The sequence below is a fragment of the Candidatus Cloacimonadota bacterium genome (genome assembly GCA_012516855.1).
GTDB lineage: Bacteria > Cloacimonadota > Cloacimonadia > Cloacimonadales > Cloacimonadaceae > Syntrophosphaera.
In genome coordinates, this window is record JAAYWB010000018.1 from 1 (window position 1) to 16,684 (window position 16,684).

A 16,684-nucleotide genomic window follows, 5' to 3' on the forward strand; every position below is an offset into this window, starting at 1 on the left:
GCTTTGGCGGCCTGAAGAAACACTTTGGCTGGAGCAGATCGATCTATATGGGTTTGCAAAACACCTCGAACTATCTGCTTATGGGTGCCATAGCCTTCAACCTCAAGCGTGGCCTGAAGATTTTGCGAACCTGAGATAGGAGAGGTCTGCCCGGATTTTTGGAAAAACCCAAAAATGGGCCTCTTGAGAGGGCATTAGAGAGGAAAAACCATCAAAACAGACCAAAAAAGACCTGTCGGATCAGAAAAGCTTATGTGGAGTAGGGTGAATTCATATCAATTGTAGAGCGTGTGCATTATTCAACAGTCTCCCTCTATAAACATGCGTATGAGAAAAACGGGGGTGGGCGAAAAAATCTTCAGAAAGCGCCAGAAACTTTTGCCAGCGGTATCTTCCGGTCCGCCGATCTGATGAAAGCCATCGCCCAAAACGCCTACAAACCTGGTTCCTGAAAAACAAAGTGGAAGGAAAATCCTGCGCCTGCTCCAAAAAGCGCCGGAACAGGAAATGACCCCACAGCCGGCTGCTGTGCCTTTCGCACATGACCTCCCGGGAGTTCCGAGGCTGCATCGAATCACTGATCGAGAGGCAGGCTATCATCTGCCACAACCGGAGGCGGGAAATAACAAAATCGCCTTGCGATACGTGCTGAACCATGTCCTGAGCGACATAAACATCCAATGAAATATTAACAGGCCGGCACACGCCGGCCTTTTCTTCCCCAAGTCAAATTAGCCAAATTAGCAAATTAGCACGTCTCATACCGGCGCCGGGGGGCTGGGATGACATGATTATGGAACTGGATATACAATATATTGGTGTATATATAGTTATATATATTATACACTAATTTAGTAGGTATTAGTAGTTAGTAGGTTTAATAGTATGTAATACAGTATGTTGATGTGTCTCTGAGTCCAGGATGCCAAACAACTGCCCAGCGCCGGTGTGAGACGTGCTAATTTGCTAATTTCGCTAATTTGCCCGGTAACAAATTCCGCAAATTCACAGACCCCGGTCTTGACCCCGGGATTTCTCCACTTTCGCCATCCCGGACTCTAGAAAGTATTAAAACACAATAACAGAGGAACGATGAAAAGATTCATTCTGGTTGTCGTGTGTTCGTTGCTGCCTCTGGCAAATGGATTCTATGACGCGCAAGATTCTGGGGATCTGGCAGAGGACGGACCGGAGCCCCAACTCCATGAACAAATCCAAGCCTGTTCGAATAAGTGGTTGGAGGAGCATCGGCAAGGATACCAGTTCATTAAGTATATGACAAAGGGGGCTTAAAGAGCAGTAAGCACCCGGCAGACGCAGTGCCCTGCCAGCCACGCCCTTAGCGCCTGCGATATTCCCTCTCCCACGTCTCTCGCACGATGCCCGCACCGGACGCGGGAATCATGCGGGAGGCGAAACCAAGGCAAAAGAAAGGGCCTTAACGGCCGGACCACACGCTGGCGTCGAGCGGAGCATCGACGGCAGCAATGAATGATTCTTCCAGTCCTTCCTGCCGTCCATGCTCACTGTGTTCGCTGGACGCCAGGCTTCAGGCTACGTCATCCCAGACGTCACCGAGCACGCGAGGTGACATTGATCCGGGATCCATAACGGGAAAAGAACTGGATTCCGGGTCAAGCCCGGAATGACGTAGGTTTAGGGTTGGGTGATGGTTGTTTCTGGATTCAGGGTCAAGCCAGGAATGACGTAGGTTTTAGGCTGGGTGATGGTTGTTTCTGGATTCAGGGGCAAGCCAGGAATGACGCAATGGGGCCGCGCTTTTATGTGGGCCTTTTCTCTGTCCACGAATTACACGAATTCACAATAATTGAAGAGGCCTCACATAGATTTCACGGATTACACGGATTTATCCGTAAACAGGAGAGAGGGATGACGCCGGGTATCCAGCATCATCCCTCTCGAATTGGCAATGGTATGAGATTATTCGTCAGCAGCGGCTTGCATCAGCTCCCGCAGATGCTCGACATAGGGACCGGCGCCACCATCCTGATAACCGGTTTGTGCGATCAATTCTTCCTGAGAGTTGATTATCAGTATCGTGGGGAAGCCCTCTATATCGTATTTCTCCGCCAGGGCTTGATTTGCTTTGGCCACCTCGGGCGGAAGCTTTGTCTTACTTGGGAAGTCGATGGTGAGAAGGATCAGGTTTTCCTTCGCGAAGTCGATGAATTCCGGCTGGACAAAAACTTCGTCCCGAAGCCTGAAGCACCAGGGGCACCAGTCGGAGCCGGTGAAGTTGATGAGAACAGGAAGACCGAGTTCTTCGGACAGGCCCAGGGCGAGCTTGTAATCCGTGATCCAGGTTCCCGGCTCGTAAGCCGTTTTCGTGGTGTCCTGAGCGCTAACCGCATCCGAAGCGGGCTCGATCGCCTTGTCTCCGGCCTGGCAGCCTACAATCAGGATCAGGCTCAATATCAGCATTAGGGTTAGTTTTTTCATTGTGATACCTCTTTGTCGTTAATGAAAGTTTTCACTATGATATTGGCCGCCTTGGCAAGCATAGCGTGCACTCCGCAGTATTTCTCCATCGAAAGCCGGACAGCTTTGATGACTTTTTCCGGCGGGAGATCATCCCCCCAAAAGCGAAAATCAGCCCTGATGGTGTGATAGGTGACGGGCTGTTCCGTGGTGGAATCGGCGTCCACATCCACCCTGAACTTGAAATCATCCACCCGCATTTTTTTCAGGAGGGAGACCACATCCATTGCGGAGCAACCGCTCAGGGCCAGGAGCAACAGGGGTTTGGGGCGCGGACCGAGGTCCTTTCCGCCCCACGCGGTATCGGCATCCAAAACCAGACGATGTCCGTCGGCCTCGGCTTCGAAAGCCATGCCTCCAGACCAGGTCAGAGTCGTTTTTGTGCCCATCAAATTTCCGCTGTGGTGGCTTTCAGCACTTCCTCATACTTTTCGACGTAGATTTTCATGGCTTTGTAAACGTCTTCCACGTTCTTTTCCGGTATTTGGGCGATAATCTTCTTTTGATGGTCAACAACGGTTTGGCGGCTGTTTTCAGCCAGCTTTTTGCCCTTGTCGGTGATGATGGCGAACCAACAGCGGCGGTCTTTTTCCGAGGGTTTGCGCAACACGAGCTTTTTGCTCACCAGATTGTCCATAATCCGGGTGATGCGGCTGTGGGAAACATTGAGAACCTTTGCCAGCTCGTTCATGTTGACGGGTTCCTTCACCACAAAAAGATGATTAAGCAGCTGGCACTCCATTTTCCCAGCCTGCAGACACGCTTTCTGAGCATAGTCGATCTCGCTCAGAACCACCTGAAGCCTTGTGATCAATCCGTGGAAATGTTCAGCATTGACCTTCATGGTATTCTCCTTTTTATTGTATATGCAGCAGGCGGTTTATCTTATCCTTGTCAAAACCGACCACCGCGGTATTATTTATCCAGAGCTGAGGCACGCCCGTCTGTCCGGTTTTGCGCTGCATATCGCGCAGTGCCTGTTCGTTTTTCGCCACATCGACGTATTTATAGGTGAATCCGTGGGAAGACAGATAATCTTTCACTTTTTTACACCAGGAACAGGTTGGTGTTCCAAAAACGACGATCTTGTTCTTCATACTGTTTTGTACCTCTGGGTACAATAATAATGAGACTAATAGATTAAGCAAGAAAAATTTTCCTGCTCGCGATGGTTTCGGAAGAACTTATAATTTGGGTTGAAAGCCGAAACGTAGGCCAGAAAAAAAACTTGCCATAATTTGGGTTGTGGAAAAATTGCCACAAAGCGAGGATAAAAAAATGGCGACCACCTTTTTTTGCACGGATTGCGGCTTCGAATCCACGAAGTGGAGTGGGAAATGCCCCTCCTGCGGGAGCTGGAGCACAATGAAAGAGAGCACGCGGGTTACGGGAAAAGCCAGCAAGGGCGGGGCTTCCGACCTTCAAGCGCCCAAACCGGAGCGGATCAAAGACCTCAAATACAGCGGCGAAACCCGCAGCGCCACGGGAGTGCGGGAATTCGACCTGGTGATCGGAGGCGGGATCGTGGGCGGAATGCTGGCCCTGATCGGCGGTGAGCCGGGCATCGGCAAATCAACCCTCATGCTTCAGCTTTCGGAATGGATGGGCAAGCAGAGTAAAAAAGTTCTCTACGTTTCGGGCGAGGAAAGCGCCGAACAAATCCATCTGCGCAGCACCAGACTGAACATCGGCAGCGAGAACATCTGGCTGCTCAGCACCAACGACGCGGAACTGATGCTCAAGGCGGCGGAGGAAAGCCGGCCGGACATCATGATAGTGGATTCCATCCAGTCGGTGAGCCTGCCAAGCCTGGATTCGCTTCCGGGCAGCATCACGCAGTTGCGCGAGACCAGCAACCGCATCCTGCGCAGCGCGAAAATCCTAAGGATGCCGGTGTTCATGGTCGGCCACGTTACCAAGGAAGGCTTTGTGGCGGGGCCCAAAATCATCGAGCACATGGTGGACACCGTCCTCTACTTCGAGGGTGAACCGCGCGGGCAATACAAGATTTTAAGGGCAGTGAAGAACCGCTTTGGGCCCACCAACGAAATCGGCATCTTCGAGATGACCAACCTGGGCCTAGTGGAGGTTCCGAATCCAAACCACATCTTCCTCTCCAATGACGGCGAGCACAACGGCACCGCCATCGGCTGCGTGATGGAGGGAACGCGGTCCTTCATCGTGGAAGTCCAATCCTTGGCCACCACATCGAACTACGGGACGCCTCAGCGTGTGGTGGTGGGGCTAGAGCAGAAAAAGCTGGCCATCCTGCTGGCCATTCTGGAAAAAAACCTTGCCCTGTATCTGAGGTCCAGCGACGTTTTCATCAACCTCGCAGGAGGCATCCGGTCTTCCGATCCCGGCCTGGATTTGGCCATATTGGCGGCAATAATCTCCAGCCTCAAAGACAAGCCCCTGCCCGAAAAATCGGTATTCATCGGGGAAGTGGGGCTGAACGGCGAAGTAAGGCCGGTTTCGCAACTTGACGCCCGGGTTAACGAGGCGGCGAAACTCGGCTATGAAAAAGTGTTCGTTTCCGGACACGCGAAGCTTAGGCAAAAGGGGAAGGCGATCAGAATCCGCGATGTGAGGGAACTGTATGGAGCGCTGGACAAGTGACGGAGAGGCCTGCCCCGGGCGGCGGAACGAACGGCGTTTCAGACTTCTGGCGATGCCCCTTGACAGAAATGCCGGGCAGCGAAAACTAATCCCATGAACTCAAAGTTCCTATTACTGGTCATCATCGTCACACTCTGCGTCTTGGGGCTTTATCAGCTTACCAAGGCGGGCAGGCACACCTACCCGGAATTTCAGTTTACTGAAGGGCAGATTGCGGAATACGATATCTTGGCACCCTTCGACTTTCCGGTTTACAAGACCGAGGAACAGGTGCAGGAAGAGTATGCCGCCAAACTGGCCCAGGAGGGAAAGTCATACTGGATGAGTCCGGACGTCGAGTTTGAGGCCTACAGCAGCCTGGATCGGCTGTTCGCGCTCATATATGAAGCGGCCGACAGTTCCGACCCCGGAGCAGTGGCCCTCAGCGCCAGACAACAGGGTTTCCTATTGGACAATCCGGTCCTGATGTTCACCGGAGACAAGCAGCGCATCTCTTCTTCCCACGCCAGGATTAAAGCCGCGCTCGAGGATTTATACAAGGCGGGCATTTACTCAGGCATCAGCGGAGACAGCATCCGTGTGGAAACAGAGAACGGCACGCAGCAGCGCAGCCTGGCGCGCTATTTTGAACTGGCCGAGGCCAAACGCCTCATCCTGCAAAAGCTGGAGCCTTCCCTGGCACTGCTGGTGGACAAAAACGCCAGCAAGCTCATCCAAGCCAATCTGGTGCTGGACACAGAAAGCTACGAGGAACAGAAAAAACAGATATTTGATTCCATCGACAGGGTGAGTGGCATGGTAAAGCAAAACGAGGTGATAATCCGCCTCAATCAAAGGCTGAAGCAGGAAGACATCAACAAGGTGAACTCCCTTTCCCTGGAGTACCAGGCCCGGGGAGAGCGCAAATCCACCCTGATGCAGTGGCTGGGTTTCATGGGGCTGCTGCTCTTCATCTTGGTTGTCGTTTACGCCTTCAATACGCATTACTGGCTTTCAACCGCGCGGGAAGAACACGGCTTCGCCGGGGCGGCTGTCCTCAATGCCGGTTTTGTGGTGATAATTCTGGCTGCCCTGCTCACGAACGATGTTCTGGGCCTGCCGGTGAGCCTGATTCCCCTAGCCTTGGCGATAATCCCGGCAGCCGTACTGCTGGGGTACTCTGTGGGATATTTCTATACCGTGGGGGCTGTTCTTTTGCTGGGGCCCTTTATAAACTGGGATGCTTCCGGCATGACTTTGCTGCTGTTATCAACCCTGATAACCCTGGTTTTGATAAACAGATTCCAGGCACGACACAATTTCATCAAAATCTGGCTATTCCTTTTCCTTTCCGTGAACCTCATCAATGGTGCCCTTACCATGATTTCCTATACCGGGGGTGACTTTTTGGAAAAACTGAAAGGCCTTTTCCGGAATACCGGATACTCGCTGGTTTCCACAACCATCTCGGTGATAGGCAGCCTGGCCTTGGTCACCTATTTTGAGCGCAAATGGAACCGGGCGACCAAACAGGTGCTGATGGAACTGCAGGAATTCAACCATCCCCTGCTTAAAAGGTTGGCCACCGACGCCGTGGGAACATATCACCACAGCCTGATGGTGGGAAACCTGGCCGAGCGGGCCGCTGCAGCCATTGGCGCCAACGCCTCACTGGCCAGGGTGGGGAGTTACTTTCACGACATAGGCAAATCCGTGAATCCGGAGATTTTCACGGAGAACAATGAAGATTCGGCAGAATTCTACACCAAGTTCACTCCGGAAGAGAGCGCCGAAATCATTCGCGACCACGTGAAGGAAGGGGCCGTATTGGCGGAAAAGCACCGCATACCCAAAGAGGTGGTAGATATCATCTGGCAGCATCACGGCACCAGCTACATCCGTTATTTCCTGGACGCCGCCCAGCGCCAGGGGAAGGTCGAGGACCTTGACGCTTTCCGCTATCCGGGCCCCCTGCCCCAGAGCAAGGAAGCCGCTTTGGTGATGTTGGCGGACGTGGTGGAATCAACCAGCAAATCCAAAAGCGCCGCCACCGACGCTGAAATCGCCAAACTGATAGACGACACCATCCAGCGCCTTATCAGGGACGGCCAGTTCGACGAAGCGCCTATCACGATAAAGGACCTTGCCATCGCCAAGGAAGTGATGTGCCCGGTGCTGGAAAGCGTTTTCCGCAAACGCCTGGAATATCCCGAAGAAAAACAACCTTGAGCCTCCTGACCTTCACTTTCGAAAACGAGACCGATATAAATGTGGACCCCCAACCACTGCGGGCGGTGGCAGAAATCATCTGCTCTGAGGAATCGCCCCAGGGTGAATGTGAAGTCGGGCTGATAATCTGCACTGATGAACAAATCCGCAAATACAACCAGCTTTACCGAGGGGACGATTCCGTGACAGACGTGCTTTGCTTCAACGGCACGGAAGGCCTTCCCGGTGGGATAACACGAGGACCCGACACGGTTATCTGCGATATTCTGATTGACATAAATCAACTCCAGCGGCAAAAGGGTTCCAAAAGCATAAACAAGGAACTGATGGAGATTTTTATCCATGGCCTGCTGCACGGGTTTGGCTATGACCACATCCGCGCGGGAGACTCTAAGCAGATGAAAGCAAAAGAAGAATACTACATTAAGAAAATGGAAGGTACACAGCAACGTGGATGATGGTAGTATATTACCTTTGATTCCGGTCATATTTATTCTTTTGCTGCTCTCAGCCTTTTTCTCAGGATCCGAGATCGCCTATTTTTCCCTTTCCCGCATTTACCTGAAGAAGCTGGAAAACAGCAAACAGGCAAGCGCGAAAAGAATCCTGAGATTGTTGAGGCAGCCCCGGCGGCTTCTGATCACGGTTCTTTTGGGCAATACATTCGTGAACATGGGCTTTTCGTCTCTGACCGCCCTCATCGCCCTGAAGATTGCCAAAGAATATGGATTCAATACTTCCCTGACAGTCACGATACAGGTGATAGCATCCACCCTGATCATCATCACCTTCGGCGAAATCATCCCCAAGCTGATGGGTTTGGCTACAGCGAATGATTTTGCCCGAATCGTAAGCTTACCCCTCCAACTCATTAGTTACATCCTTTATCTGCCTGTATGGCTGATAGATAAATTCAGCCTTCTGCTCTCCAGCAAGCAGGGTTCTGACAGGCACATCATGTCCAGGCTGACCACGGAGGAGTTTCACAACCTGATCCAGTCCGAGCATTCCAAGCACAGCCTCGATGAAAACGAGAAGCAGATGCTGGTGGGCCTCTTCCGCTTCCGGGAAGCCAAGCTCACCGAAATCTATGTGCCGCGGGTCAAGGTCAAGGCGATCGAGGTAAAACAATCCCTGGACCAACTGCGTGACCTCATCGTCACCAGCGGCCATTCCCGCATCCCAGTTTACCGCGAAACGATAGACGACATCGTGGGGATGATCTACGTCAAAGACCTGCTGCTCTTTCCCGAGAAAAAAAGCATCAGCGAACTGATGCGTCCCGCCTGGTTCGTTACCGAGAACATGAAAGTGCAGGCACTACTCAACCAGTTCAAAATCAAGAAGATGCAGATGGCCATTGTCGTGGATGAATACGGAGGGACCTCAGGCATCATTTCCCTTGAGGATATCCTGGAGGAAATCGTGGGAGAAATCCACGATGAATACGACCACGACGAATCGCCCGAACTGATGCAAATCGATGCGAAAACCTGGCGAGCGCGGGGAGTCTTCAACATCCGCCAGTTCAACCAGGAATTCAACACCTCCATCGACACCGACGAGTATGACAACGTGGCGGAGTATCTGCTTTCCCAGTTCAACCACGTTCCCGCGGCGGGGGAAACCCATCTACTTGAAGATACCCTGATGTTCAAAATCCTGGAGAGTGACGGCAAAAGCATCAAACAGGTGGAAATCACGCTGCTGGACGAAGAAAACGAGTGACGAATGCCTGAACGAGAAGCCGGCAGTGGCCCGAACTCCCAGCGGAAACGCAAACTATCCCCAAGCGTAATCTGGCCGCCGCTGCTTTGGATGGCGCTCATCTGGCTGCTTTCGTCGCTGCCCGGGAGGCATCTGCCCACTCCAAAAATAATCAGTCTGGATAAATTTGCCCATATCGGCATATATCTCATCCTGGGTTTGCTCACCAACCGCTCCATACAAAGGCTGGGAGTGGAACCCAGGCACGTTTGGCTTATCTATATCGCCCTGCTGATATCCGCCGGACTGGACGAATGGCACCAATGCCTCATCCCAAAAAGGTCAGTCTCGGTCTGGGATTTCGCGGCCAACGCTACTGGACTTGTCCTGGCTTTCGTGGCTTTCAGGATATCGCGTGATAGAAGTTGAACACCTCACTCTAAGCCTCTCAGGGCAGGAAGTGCTGAAAGATGTAAGCTTCAGGCTGGAAGACGGCCAAAACCTTGTCATCGTGGGACGTAGCGGCTCGGGGAAAACCGTGCTGATCAAGACCCTGATGGGACTCTATCATCCGGTTGGGGGCACCGTGAAGGTTGACGGCAAAGATGTTTTTGGGGATTCCGGAAACTGGGGTTCCTCGGTTAGGCAGGATTTCGCCATGGTCTTCCAAAGTTCTGCCCTGCTTGATTCTTACACGGTTTTTCAGAACGTGGCCCTGCCTCTGTATGAGAGGGAGGAATTGGATTACGAAGCCATCAAGGAGAAAGTGGGGCGAAGCCTGGATGTGGTTGGCCTGAAAAACATCATGGACAAATATCCCGCCGAACTCAGCGGTGGAATGCGCAAGCGGGTGGGAATCGCCCGCGCCCTCGTTTACGACCCCCGATACATCATTTTTGACGAACCCGTTTCCGGCTTGGACCCCATCACGGCTGGCGAAATCATCTATTATATCACTCAAATCATAGCCTCGGAGAGGGCCACCACCATAACCATAACCCACGACACTCGTGACTTGGAGGCCATCGGGGACCAGGTTCTCTTTCTGGATGAGGGCAGGGTGCTTTATTACGGGCCGCTGGCAGTACTGAGGCAAGCCGAAGAACCCCTGATAAGGCGTTATTTGCGGATCGGGGAGTGAGACGTTGTGAATTCGACCAGTCCGAGCCCATTGACAAGACCCAAGCTCAATCCCTTGCTGATGTTAGCTTTTCTCACCGCGACCGCCTGCAGCATCCATGTTTTTGAAAACCTGATAATGCGCCTGTTGCCGCTGCCCTTTCTCCGGCTGGGCCTTTCCAATATCGTGGTGATGTATCTGCTGTTTGAAAAAAAAACGCTGCAAGCGTCTGTGGTGGCCGTCACCAAGTCCCTAGTCGCCGGAGCCGTGACCTTCACCCTTTTGTCTCCAGCCACCTTGCTGTCACTTTGCGGAGGCCTTGCCGCCACTTTCGTCATGTGGGCAGCCCTTGCCGCGAACCTGGGTTTCACGGAATACGGGGTGAGCGTTTGCGGGGCTGTGGCGCACAACGTTGTGCAGCTCGTGTTGGTTCAAACGGTGGTTTTGCCGGGCACGCAAGTTTTTGTGTTGACACCATTGCTGTTGTTTTTAGGTTTGCTCAGCGGAATCCTCACAGCTTGGATACTGCTGCGAATTAAAGATAGGTTTTTAAAACATAAGAATGGTAAGCATGACTAAAAACAATAAAGAGAAATGGCGGAAAATCCTGCGGATCGTAGGAATCGCCGCTTGCGTTTTGCTGGGAGTGTTCATCGGCGCGCTTTGGTATTACCAGGACGATCTACCGCCCACGGCCGAGCTGAAGAATTACACTCTGAACACCGGCAGCGAGGTATATGACCGCAGCGGACGGATGATCTACCTCTTCGCCTTCGAGAAGCGGAAACTGGTTTCCCTCAAGGAACTTCCTCCGCATTTGATCGACGCGCTCATCGCCACGGAAGACAAACGCTTCTACTTTCATCCAGGGGTTGACCCCATCCGCATTGTGGGGGCCCTGGTGACGGATATCAGGACGGGCGATTTCTCCGAAGGCGCCAGCACCATCACCCAGCAGATGGCCCGCAACATGTTTCTTACTCTTGATAAAACCATTGCCCGCAAGATGCGCGAGATAGTGCTGGCCCTGAAGATCGAGGCCACTTTCTCCAAGAACGAAATCCTGGAGATATACCTGAACAAGATTTTCTGGGGCTCGCAGAATCACGGCGTGGAGACGGCTTCGCTGTATTATTTCAACAAACACGCCAGAGACCTGAATCTGCCTGAATCGGCACTCATCATCGGCATGATCCAGCGGCCCAACTATTACGACCCCTTCAAGCATCCCGAACGGGCGAAAAACAGGCGTGACCTCGTTTTAGGGCGCATGCTCAAAACTCGCAAGATAACGAGGGAACAGTATAGGGAAGCCCTGTCCACGCCTGTCAATTCCCAGCGGGGAGGCAGCTACGCGCGCTTCGCTTCGGATTACTTCATCGAGCATGTGCGCTCCTATCTGGAAAACAAATACGGCACCGAGCGCCTCTTTGAGGGCGGGCTGAAGATTTACACCACCCTGGATTCCGAGATGTCATCGGCCGCGGATTCCCTTTTCAACGCCTACCTCGTCCGGGTGGAAAACAGCGGGCGCTTTCCCAACCGCTATTCCTCGGTTCCCAAAGACGCCCAGGATATCGACACCAAATACATTCAGGGGGGATTGGCCCTGATCGAGAACAAAACTGGTTATGTGAGGGTGCTCATAGGCGGACGCAGTTTCGAGCACAGCAAATTCAACCGCATGACCCAAGCCAGGAGGCAGCCGGGCTCTTCCATCAAACCGATTTATTACACCATCGCGGTGGAAAAGGGCTACCATCCGGCCAAGATTCTGCCGGACGCCCCCATCATCATCGGCAACTGGTCACCCAAGAATTCCGGCGGCACCTATCACGGCAATACCCGCATGCGCGTAGCCCTGCAGTGGTCATATAACACCTGGGCGGTCCGCTGCGCCAACGATATCGGCCTTCCAGCCGTGCGTGACGCTTTCCGCCGCTTTGGTCTGAAATCCGATCCTAAAGATCTCACCGCTGCCCTTGGCGCCTATGAGGTGACCCCGCTTGACCTGATCGCTGCCTACACCACATTTCCAAACGACGGCAAAAGGGCAGCGCCTGTCTTCGTCACCAAGGTGGAGGATTCGAACGGCAAGCTCATCGAACGGATCAAACCCCAAAAATACAATGTTTGCTCGCCCCAGGTGGCATATCTGATGACCAGTATGATGCAAACGGTGGCCCAATCGGGCACAGGTGGTTCTTCGCGGAACGGCTATTATTGGGACAGCGCCGGCAAGACCGGCACCAGCAACCATAACAACGATTCCTGGTTCATCGGCTTCAACAAAGCCTATACCCTGGGAATCTGGACCGGTTTCGACAACCGCAACCTTAAAACGGGAACTGCCCTCGCGGCCAGCATTTGGGGGCCGATCATGACCAAAGCCATTAAGATCGACAATAACGGCCGCACGCCCAGCGCAAACGATTCCCGCTACACCTTTGTGGAGCCGCCCCGGATCGTGCATCTGAATGTCAATCCCTACACCGGTTTTGTGGTGAGGGGCGGCGGAATCCCGGAAATATTCATCGAGGGCTTCGAACCGGTTGTCTCGCGCGATTCCCTTTCTTACAATTTCGCCCCCAGTTACAATTTCCAGGATCAGTTCGAGCAGGAACTCTAATCCTGAGGAGTATGGAACATGATTGTTTTTGACGACCAATACAGGGCGGCTTTCTTCCCCCTAGCCCAAAACCGGAGCGTTGGCGACCTGCGCTGCGGCATCCTCAAGCTGCGCCAAAGGTTGCAGCAGTTTTTGGATGACAGCGATGAAACCGCCGTCTGGACAGACCCCCTGCTCACCGGGCTTTACCGGGAGCGCAAACCCGAGTGGCTGGTGAACCAACCCGCCCTAGCCAACACCCTGCTGGTGAACTCCCGCCTCAAGGTGACCCAGGCTTCCATTGAAACCCTGAAAAGCCTGCCCCGGGGAAGCTGCCTCCACCAGGGAGACGTTATCCTTGCTCTGCGCACGCTGGAGGAGATGCCGGCTCTGCCTGCTCTGGATGAGCTTTCCGGCCAAGGTTACAAGTTGCTGCCCTCCGAATTGGAACTTTACTGCAACCTCTGTGACATCATCCACGACAACGACCGCCTGCTGCGCTTCGATTTCGAGCAGCTTTTCTACGACAATGACAACTATTTTGAAACCGAGCCAGGCGTCACCGCACTCAATCCCTACGGCATCTGGATAGGCGAAAAGGTTGAACTGAAGCCGGGTGTGGTGCTGGACGCCTCCGACGGCCCCATAGTGCTCGACCAAGGCGCTCGGGTGCTAGCCAACGCTGTTATCACTGGCCCGGCCTACATCGGCAAAAAGTCCCTGGTTCGCGTCGGCGCCAAAATCTATGGTGGCACGTCCATCGGCCCGGTCTGCAAGATTGGCGGAGAAGTGGAAGGCAGCATCTTTCAGGCCTATTCAAACAAACAGCACGACGGTTTTCTGGGGCATAGCTTCATCGGCGAATGGGTCAATCTCGGCGCGGACACGAATAACAGCGACCTTAAGAACAATTACGGAAACGTGAGCTTCCATTCCTACCTCAGCGATTCCAAAGTCGATTCCGGCACCATGTTCCTGGGCACCATGATCGGAGATCACGCCAAACTGGGCATTAACACCAGCATCAACACGGGCTGCGTTATCGGCATCGGCTCAAACCTCTACGGCCCGAATCTGATTTCGGGTTTCATCCCGGATTTTTCCTGGGGACAGGCTTCCCAACTGGTTCGCTACCGCTTCGACCGTTTCTGTGCCACTGCTGCCTCGGTCAAAGCCCGCCGCGGACTGGAATTCAGCCCCGCGGAGACAGAGCTGTTCCGCGTTCTGCACGGGAGGTTCGGTGGCTGAACAAAAAACTGTGGCGCCCGTGCGGGAATACATGGAGGTGGAATTCCGGACCGGCCGTCTTGGTTATTATCAGAACGTCCAAAAACTGCCCATAGACCCGGAAGACCTCATTATCGTGGAAGTGGAGCGCGGCGAGGACATCGCCCAGGTCACCCACCTCAGCGTTTCCGGAGAGGAGATCAGCGCCCAGATTCCCCAAACGGGCCGGGTTTACAGGATAAAACGCCTCGCCAGCGACATCGACATTGAGAAACTCCGCAATCTACCCCTGGAAGAAGAAAAAGCCGCCCAAACTTTCGCAGACATCCTCTTGCGCTATCCCTTTGAAATGAAGCTCATTGAGACTGTTTACCAGTTCGACGGGAACAAGCTGACCTTTTTCTTCACCGCTGATGGCAGAATTGATTTCCGCGTCTTTGTGCGCGAGCTTGCCAACGTTTTCCGCACCCGCATTGAACTTCACCAAACCACCGGGCGCGACGAGGCTAAGCGTCTGGGCGGTTACGGCATGTGCGGCCTTCAGTATTGCTGCGGCAATTTCCTCAAGCGCTTCAACCAGGTTACAATAAAGATGGCCAAGGACCAAAACCAGGCCGGCAACCTGGCCAAAATCTCGGGTCCCTGCGGGCGTCTGCTCTGCTGCCTCAATTTCGAGGAGGACTTCTATCTGGAGGAATCCAAGGATTATCCCATCCCCGGAACCTGCGTGGAGCTGAAGGGCAAGCGGTTGTATGTGTTCAAAACCGACGTCCTGAACAAGCGCATCCATCTTTCAGACGAGGATCAGAGTCTCACGGAGGTCGATCTGGAGAGCTTCAATAAACTCAAGGTTATCTCCGTTCCGGATATCGAGCCATGCTGAGCAGCCTGTACGGGATTCGGCCTGAAGAACTGCAAAGCTTTTTCAGCTCCGCTTTCCCTGCCTATCGGGTGCGCCAGTTGCTGAACTGGATTTACCGCAAATTCGTTTTCGACCCGGCCTTGATGACTGATTTGGCCTCGGATTTCCGCGCCGCCCTTGTTTCGGCTTTTGACCTTTCGATGCCTGCCGTCGCTGAGAAAAAGCTTTCCGTGGACGGCAGCGCCAAATACCGCCTTGTCCTGGCCGATGGCGCCCAAATCGAGATGGTGCTGATGCCCCAGGATAAAAAGCAGACCCTCTGTGTTTCCACCCAAGTTGGCTGTTCCCGCGCCTGCTCCTTCTGCGCCACCGGCAGAATGGGCAGGAAGCGCGATCTCGCCGTCCACGAAATCGTGCAGCAGGTGCTTCTGGCCGCTTCCGAGGCCGAGCCCGCCCTTACCAACCTCGTTTTTATGGGCATGGGCGAGCCTTTGGACAACCTGGACAACGTTTTGGAAGCTGTCTCGCTCATCCAGCACGAACGCGCCCTGGCTTTCAGCCCGCGCCGCGTGACTGTCTCCACCTGCGGGATCGTGCCTGGCATCCAGCGCCTGGCAGAATCAGGCCTCAAAGTGAAGCTGGCTGTGTCGCTCAATTCCACCCGGGATGAGGTGCGCGGCCAACTGATGCCGGTGAACAACAGGTATCCCCTGTCCGTTCTGAAGAGAGCCCTGCTCTATTTCCAGCACCGCAGCCCCTTCAGGATAACGCTGGAATACATCCTCATCCCAGATGTGAACATGGCCGCCCAGGACCTGAAAGCCCTGCGCAAGTTCTGCGGCGACCTTTCCTGCAAGCTTAATTTCATCCCCTATAATCCCGTGCCCTCATTGCCGTTCCGGGCCCCCACCGAAGCCGAGATAGAGGCTTTCATGGAAAGCGCGCGCGACCTGCCCCAGGCCGTGACGCTCCGCCGCAGCAAGGGCGCGGATATCAGCGGAGCCTGCGGCCAACTGGTCGCGGAGAGCACCGCCAAACCAACAGGAGTTTCCCCATGAACCAGATCAAAACCATCGCCCGGCGTCTCTTTGGCGACAATCCGCCCTGCAAATGCGGTGGCGCCCATATCGTCTGTCTTGGCTGCGCTGTTTGCCGCGCTGCCAAGACAGACCAGATTTACGATCCCGCCGCCGGAATCGCCTCCATCATTGACGCCACCCTCCTCCGCGCCGACGCCACCCAAGCTGAGGTGAACGAGCTTTGCGACCTCGCCAACGACCACAAATGCGCCTCTGTCTGCGTCAATTCCCATTTTTCCCATCCTCTCCAGCTACGCCTTTCCGCCGCCGTTAAATCCTGCACTGTGATTAATTTCCCTTTGGGCGCCGGCTACACCTACGCCGTGGCCGCGGAGGCCCTGGCCGTTATCAACACGGGCATCGAGGAACTGGACATGGTGCAGAACCTCAGCGCTGTTAAAAGTGGCCACATCCTGCATTCCTACGAACTCATCCGCAACATAGCTGAACTCTGCCGCAGCAACAGGGTTCTGCTCAAGGTGATCCTGGAAACCTGCTTCCTGTCGGAGGAAGAGATCATCGCCTGCTCGCTCTACGCCAAGAAAGCGGGTGCAGAATTCATCAAAACCTCCACCGGTTTCGGCTCCGCCGGGGCAACGGTGGAAAACGTCCGCCTCATGCGTGAGACGGTGGGCCCAAAAATCGGCGTGAAGGCCTCCGGCGGGATTCGCACCCGTGAACAGGCTTTGGCCATGATCGAGGCAGGCGCCAACCGCATCGGCGCCAGCAGCGTCACCGCTCTCATCTGGGGATGA

The 16,684-nt window shown here is 54.0% G+C and carries 16 protein-coding genes; 12 read left to right on the forward strand and 4 right to left on the reverse strand.

Features of this window, described 5'->3' with window-relative positions:
- Positions 1-1,941: 1,941 nt before the first annotated feature.
- Genes GX466_01645 through GX466_01660 form a run of 4 tightly spaced genes read right to left on the reverse strand, consistent with a single transcriptional unit; the run spans position 1,942 to position 3,596 of the window.
- Complete coding sequence (locus GX466_01645; GenBank protein ID NLH92917.1) at positions 1,942-2,460, reverse strand: thioredoxin family protein; 519 nt, start codon at positions 2,458-2,460, stop codon at positions 1,942-1,944.
- Positions 2,457-2,888, reverse strand: a complete 432-nt coding sequence (locus GX466_01650; protein ID NLH92918.1) for an OsmC family protein — start codon at positions 2,886-2,888, stop codon at positions 2,457-2,459. The genes GX466_01645 and GX466_01650 overlap by 4 nt, the downstream gene beginning before the upstream one ends.
- A complete protein-coding gene (locus GX466_01655; protein NLH92919.1) occupies positions 2,888-3,343 on the reverse strand; it encodes a MarR family transcriptional regulator in 456 nt (151 codons plus the stop codon). The genes GX466_01650 and GX466_01655 overlap by 1 nt, the downstream gene beginning before the upstream one ends.
- A gap of 13 nt (positions 3,344-3,356) precedes the next feature.
- A complete protein-coding gene (locus GX466_01660; protein ID NLH92920.1) occupies positions 3,357-3,596 on the reverse strand; it encodes an NrdH-redoxin in 240 nt (79 codons plus the stop codon).
- A gap of 181 nt (positions 3,597-3,777) precedes the next feature.
- On the opposite strand from GX466_01660, the gene radA reads away from it, so the two are divergent.
- The 12 genes from radA (at position 3,778) to deoC (ending at position 16,684) form a co-directional block, all read left to right on the forward strand.
- Positions 3,778-5,118 carry a DNA repair protein RadA gene (gene radA / locus GX466_01665; protein ID NLH92921.1) on the forward strand — a complete coding sequence of 447 codons (1,341 nt, stop codon included), beginning with the start codon at positions 3,778-3,780 and terminating at the stop codon, positions 5,116-5,118.
- 93 nt (positions 5,119-5,211) lie between these two features.
- Complete coding sequence (locus GX466_01670; protein NLH92922.1) at positions 5,212-7,326, forward strand: HDIG domain-containing protein; 2,115 nt, start codon at positions 5,212-5,214, stop codon at positions 7,324-7,326.
- The gene (gene ybeY / locus GX466_01675) at positions 7,323-7,784 is read left to right on the forward strand and encodes an rRNA maturation RNase YbeY (GenBank protein ID NLH92923.1); all 462 of its coding nucleotides are present in this window, start codon (positions 7,323-7,325) and stop codon (positions 7,782-7,784) included. The genes GX466_01670 and ybeY overlap by 4 nt, the downstream gene beginning before the upstream one ends.
- Positions 7,785-7,791: 7 nt before the next feature.
- Positions 7,792-9,054, forward strand: a complete 1,263-nt coding sequence (locus GX466_01680; protein NLH92924.1) for an HlyC/CorC family transporter — start codon at positions 7,792-7,794, stop codon at positions 9,052-9,054.
- A gap of 3 nt (positions 9,055-9,057) precedes the next feature.
- Positions 9,058-9,462 (forward strand): VanZ family protein, encoded by a 405-nt coding sequence (gene vanZ, locus GX466_01685; GenBank protein ID NLH92925.1) that lies wholly within the window; start codon positions 9,058-9,060, stop codon positions 9,460-9,462.
- A complete protein-coding gene (locus GX466_01690) occupies positions 9,449-10,174 on the forward strand; it encodes an ATP-binding cassette domain-containing protein (protein NLH92926.1) in 726 nt (241 codons plus the stop codon). The genes vanZ and GX466_01690 overlap by 14 nt, the downstream gene beginning before the upstream one ends.
- 60 nt (positions 10,175-10,234) lie before the next feature.
- Positions 10,235-10,732, forward strand: coding sequence for a Gx transporter family protein (locus tag GX466_01695; protein ID NLH92927.1), 498 nt, complete (start codon positions 10,235-10,237; stop codon positions 10,730-10,732).
- Positions 10,725-12,782 carry a PBP1A family penicillin-binding protein gene (locus GX466_01700; GenBank protein ID NLH92928.1) on the forward strand — a complete coding sequence of 686 codons (2,058 nt, stop codon included), beginning with the start codon at positions 10,725-10,727 and terminating at the stop codon, positions 12,780-12,782. The genes GX466_01695 and GX466_01700 overlap by 8 nt, the downstream gene beginning before the upstream one ends.
- Positions 12,783-12,800: 18 nt before the next feature.
- Entirely contained in the window at positions 12,801-14,009 is a 1,209-nt protein-coding gene (locus GX466_01705; GenBank protein NLH92929.1) for a hypothetical protein, read from the forward strand.
- A 19-nt stretch (positions 14,010-14,028) separates the two neighbouring features.
- Entirely contained in the window at positions 14,029-14,871 is an 843-nt protein-coding gene (locus GX466_01710) for a Tpl protein (protein ID NLH92930.1), read from the forward strand.
- Positions 14,865-15,908, forward strand: a complete 1,044-nt coding sequence (gene rlmN, locus GX466_01715) for a 23S rRNA (adenine(2503)-C(2))-methyltransferase RlmN (protein NLH92931.1) — start codon at positions 14,865-14,867, stop codon at positions 15,906-15,908. Before GX466_01710 ends, rlmN begins: the two co-directional genes overlap by 7 nt.
- A complete protein-coding gene (gene deoC / locus GX466_01720) occupies positions 15,905-16,684 on the forward strand; it encodes a deoxyribose-phosphate aldolase (GenBank protein NLH92932.1) in 780 nt (259 codons plus the stop codon). Before rlmN ends, deoC begins: the two co-directional genes overlap by 4 nt.

Bases quoted from the DNA above. Each gene is read 5' to 3' on its own strand.
- GX466_01645 (NLH92917.1), bottom strand. From the start codon at position 2,460: ATGAAAAAACTAACCCTAATGCTGATATTGAGCCTGATCCTGATTGTA.
- GX466_01650 (NLH92918.1), bottom strand. From the start codon at position 2,888: ATGGGCACAAAAACGACTCTGACCTGGTCTGGAGGCATGGCTTTCGAA.
- GX466_01655 (NLH92919.1), bottom strand. From the start codon at position 3,343: ATGAAGGTCAATGCTGAACATTTCCACGGATTGATCACAAGGCTTCAG.
- GX466_01660 (NLH92920.1), bottom strand. From the start codon at position 3,596: ATGAAGAACAAGATCGTCGTTTTTGGAACACCAACCTGTTCCTGGTGT.
- radA (NLH92921.1), top strand. From the start codon at position 3,778: ATGGCGACCACCTTTTTTTGCACGGATTGCGGCTTCGAATCCACGAAG.
- GX466_01670 (NLH92922.1), top strand. From the start codon at position 5,212: ATGAACTCAAAGTTCCTATTACTGGTCATCATCGTCACACTCTGCGTC.
- vanZ (NLH92925.1), top strand. From the start codon at position 9,058: ATGCCTGAACGAGAAGCCGGCAGTGGCCCGAACTCCCAGCGGAAACGC.
- GX466_01695 (NLH92927.1), top strand. From the start codon at position 10,235: ATGTTAGCTTTTCTCACCGCGACCGCCTGCAGCATCCATGTTTTTGAA.
- GX466_01700 (NLH92928.1), top strand. From the start codon at position 10,725: ATGACTAAAAACAATAAAGAGAAATGGCGGAAAATCCTGCGGATCGTA.
- GX466_01705 (NLH92929.1), top strand. From the start codon at position 12,801: ATGATTGTTTTTGACGACCAATACAGGGCGGCTTTCTTCCCCCTAGCC.
- rlmN (NLH92931.1), top strand. From the start codon at position 14,865: ATGCTGAGCAGCCTGTACGGGATTCGGCCTGAAGAACTGCAAAGCTTT.
- deoC (NLH92932.1), top strand. From the start codon at position 15,905: ATGAACCAGATCAAAACCATCGCCCGGCGTCTCTTTGGCGACAATCCG.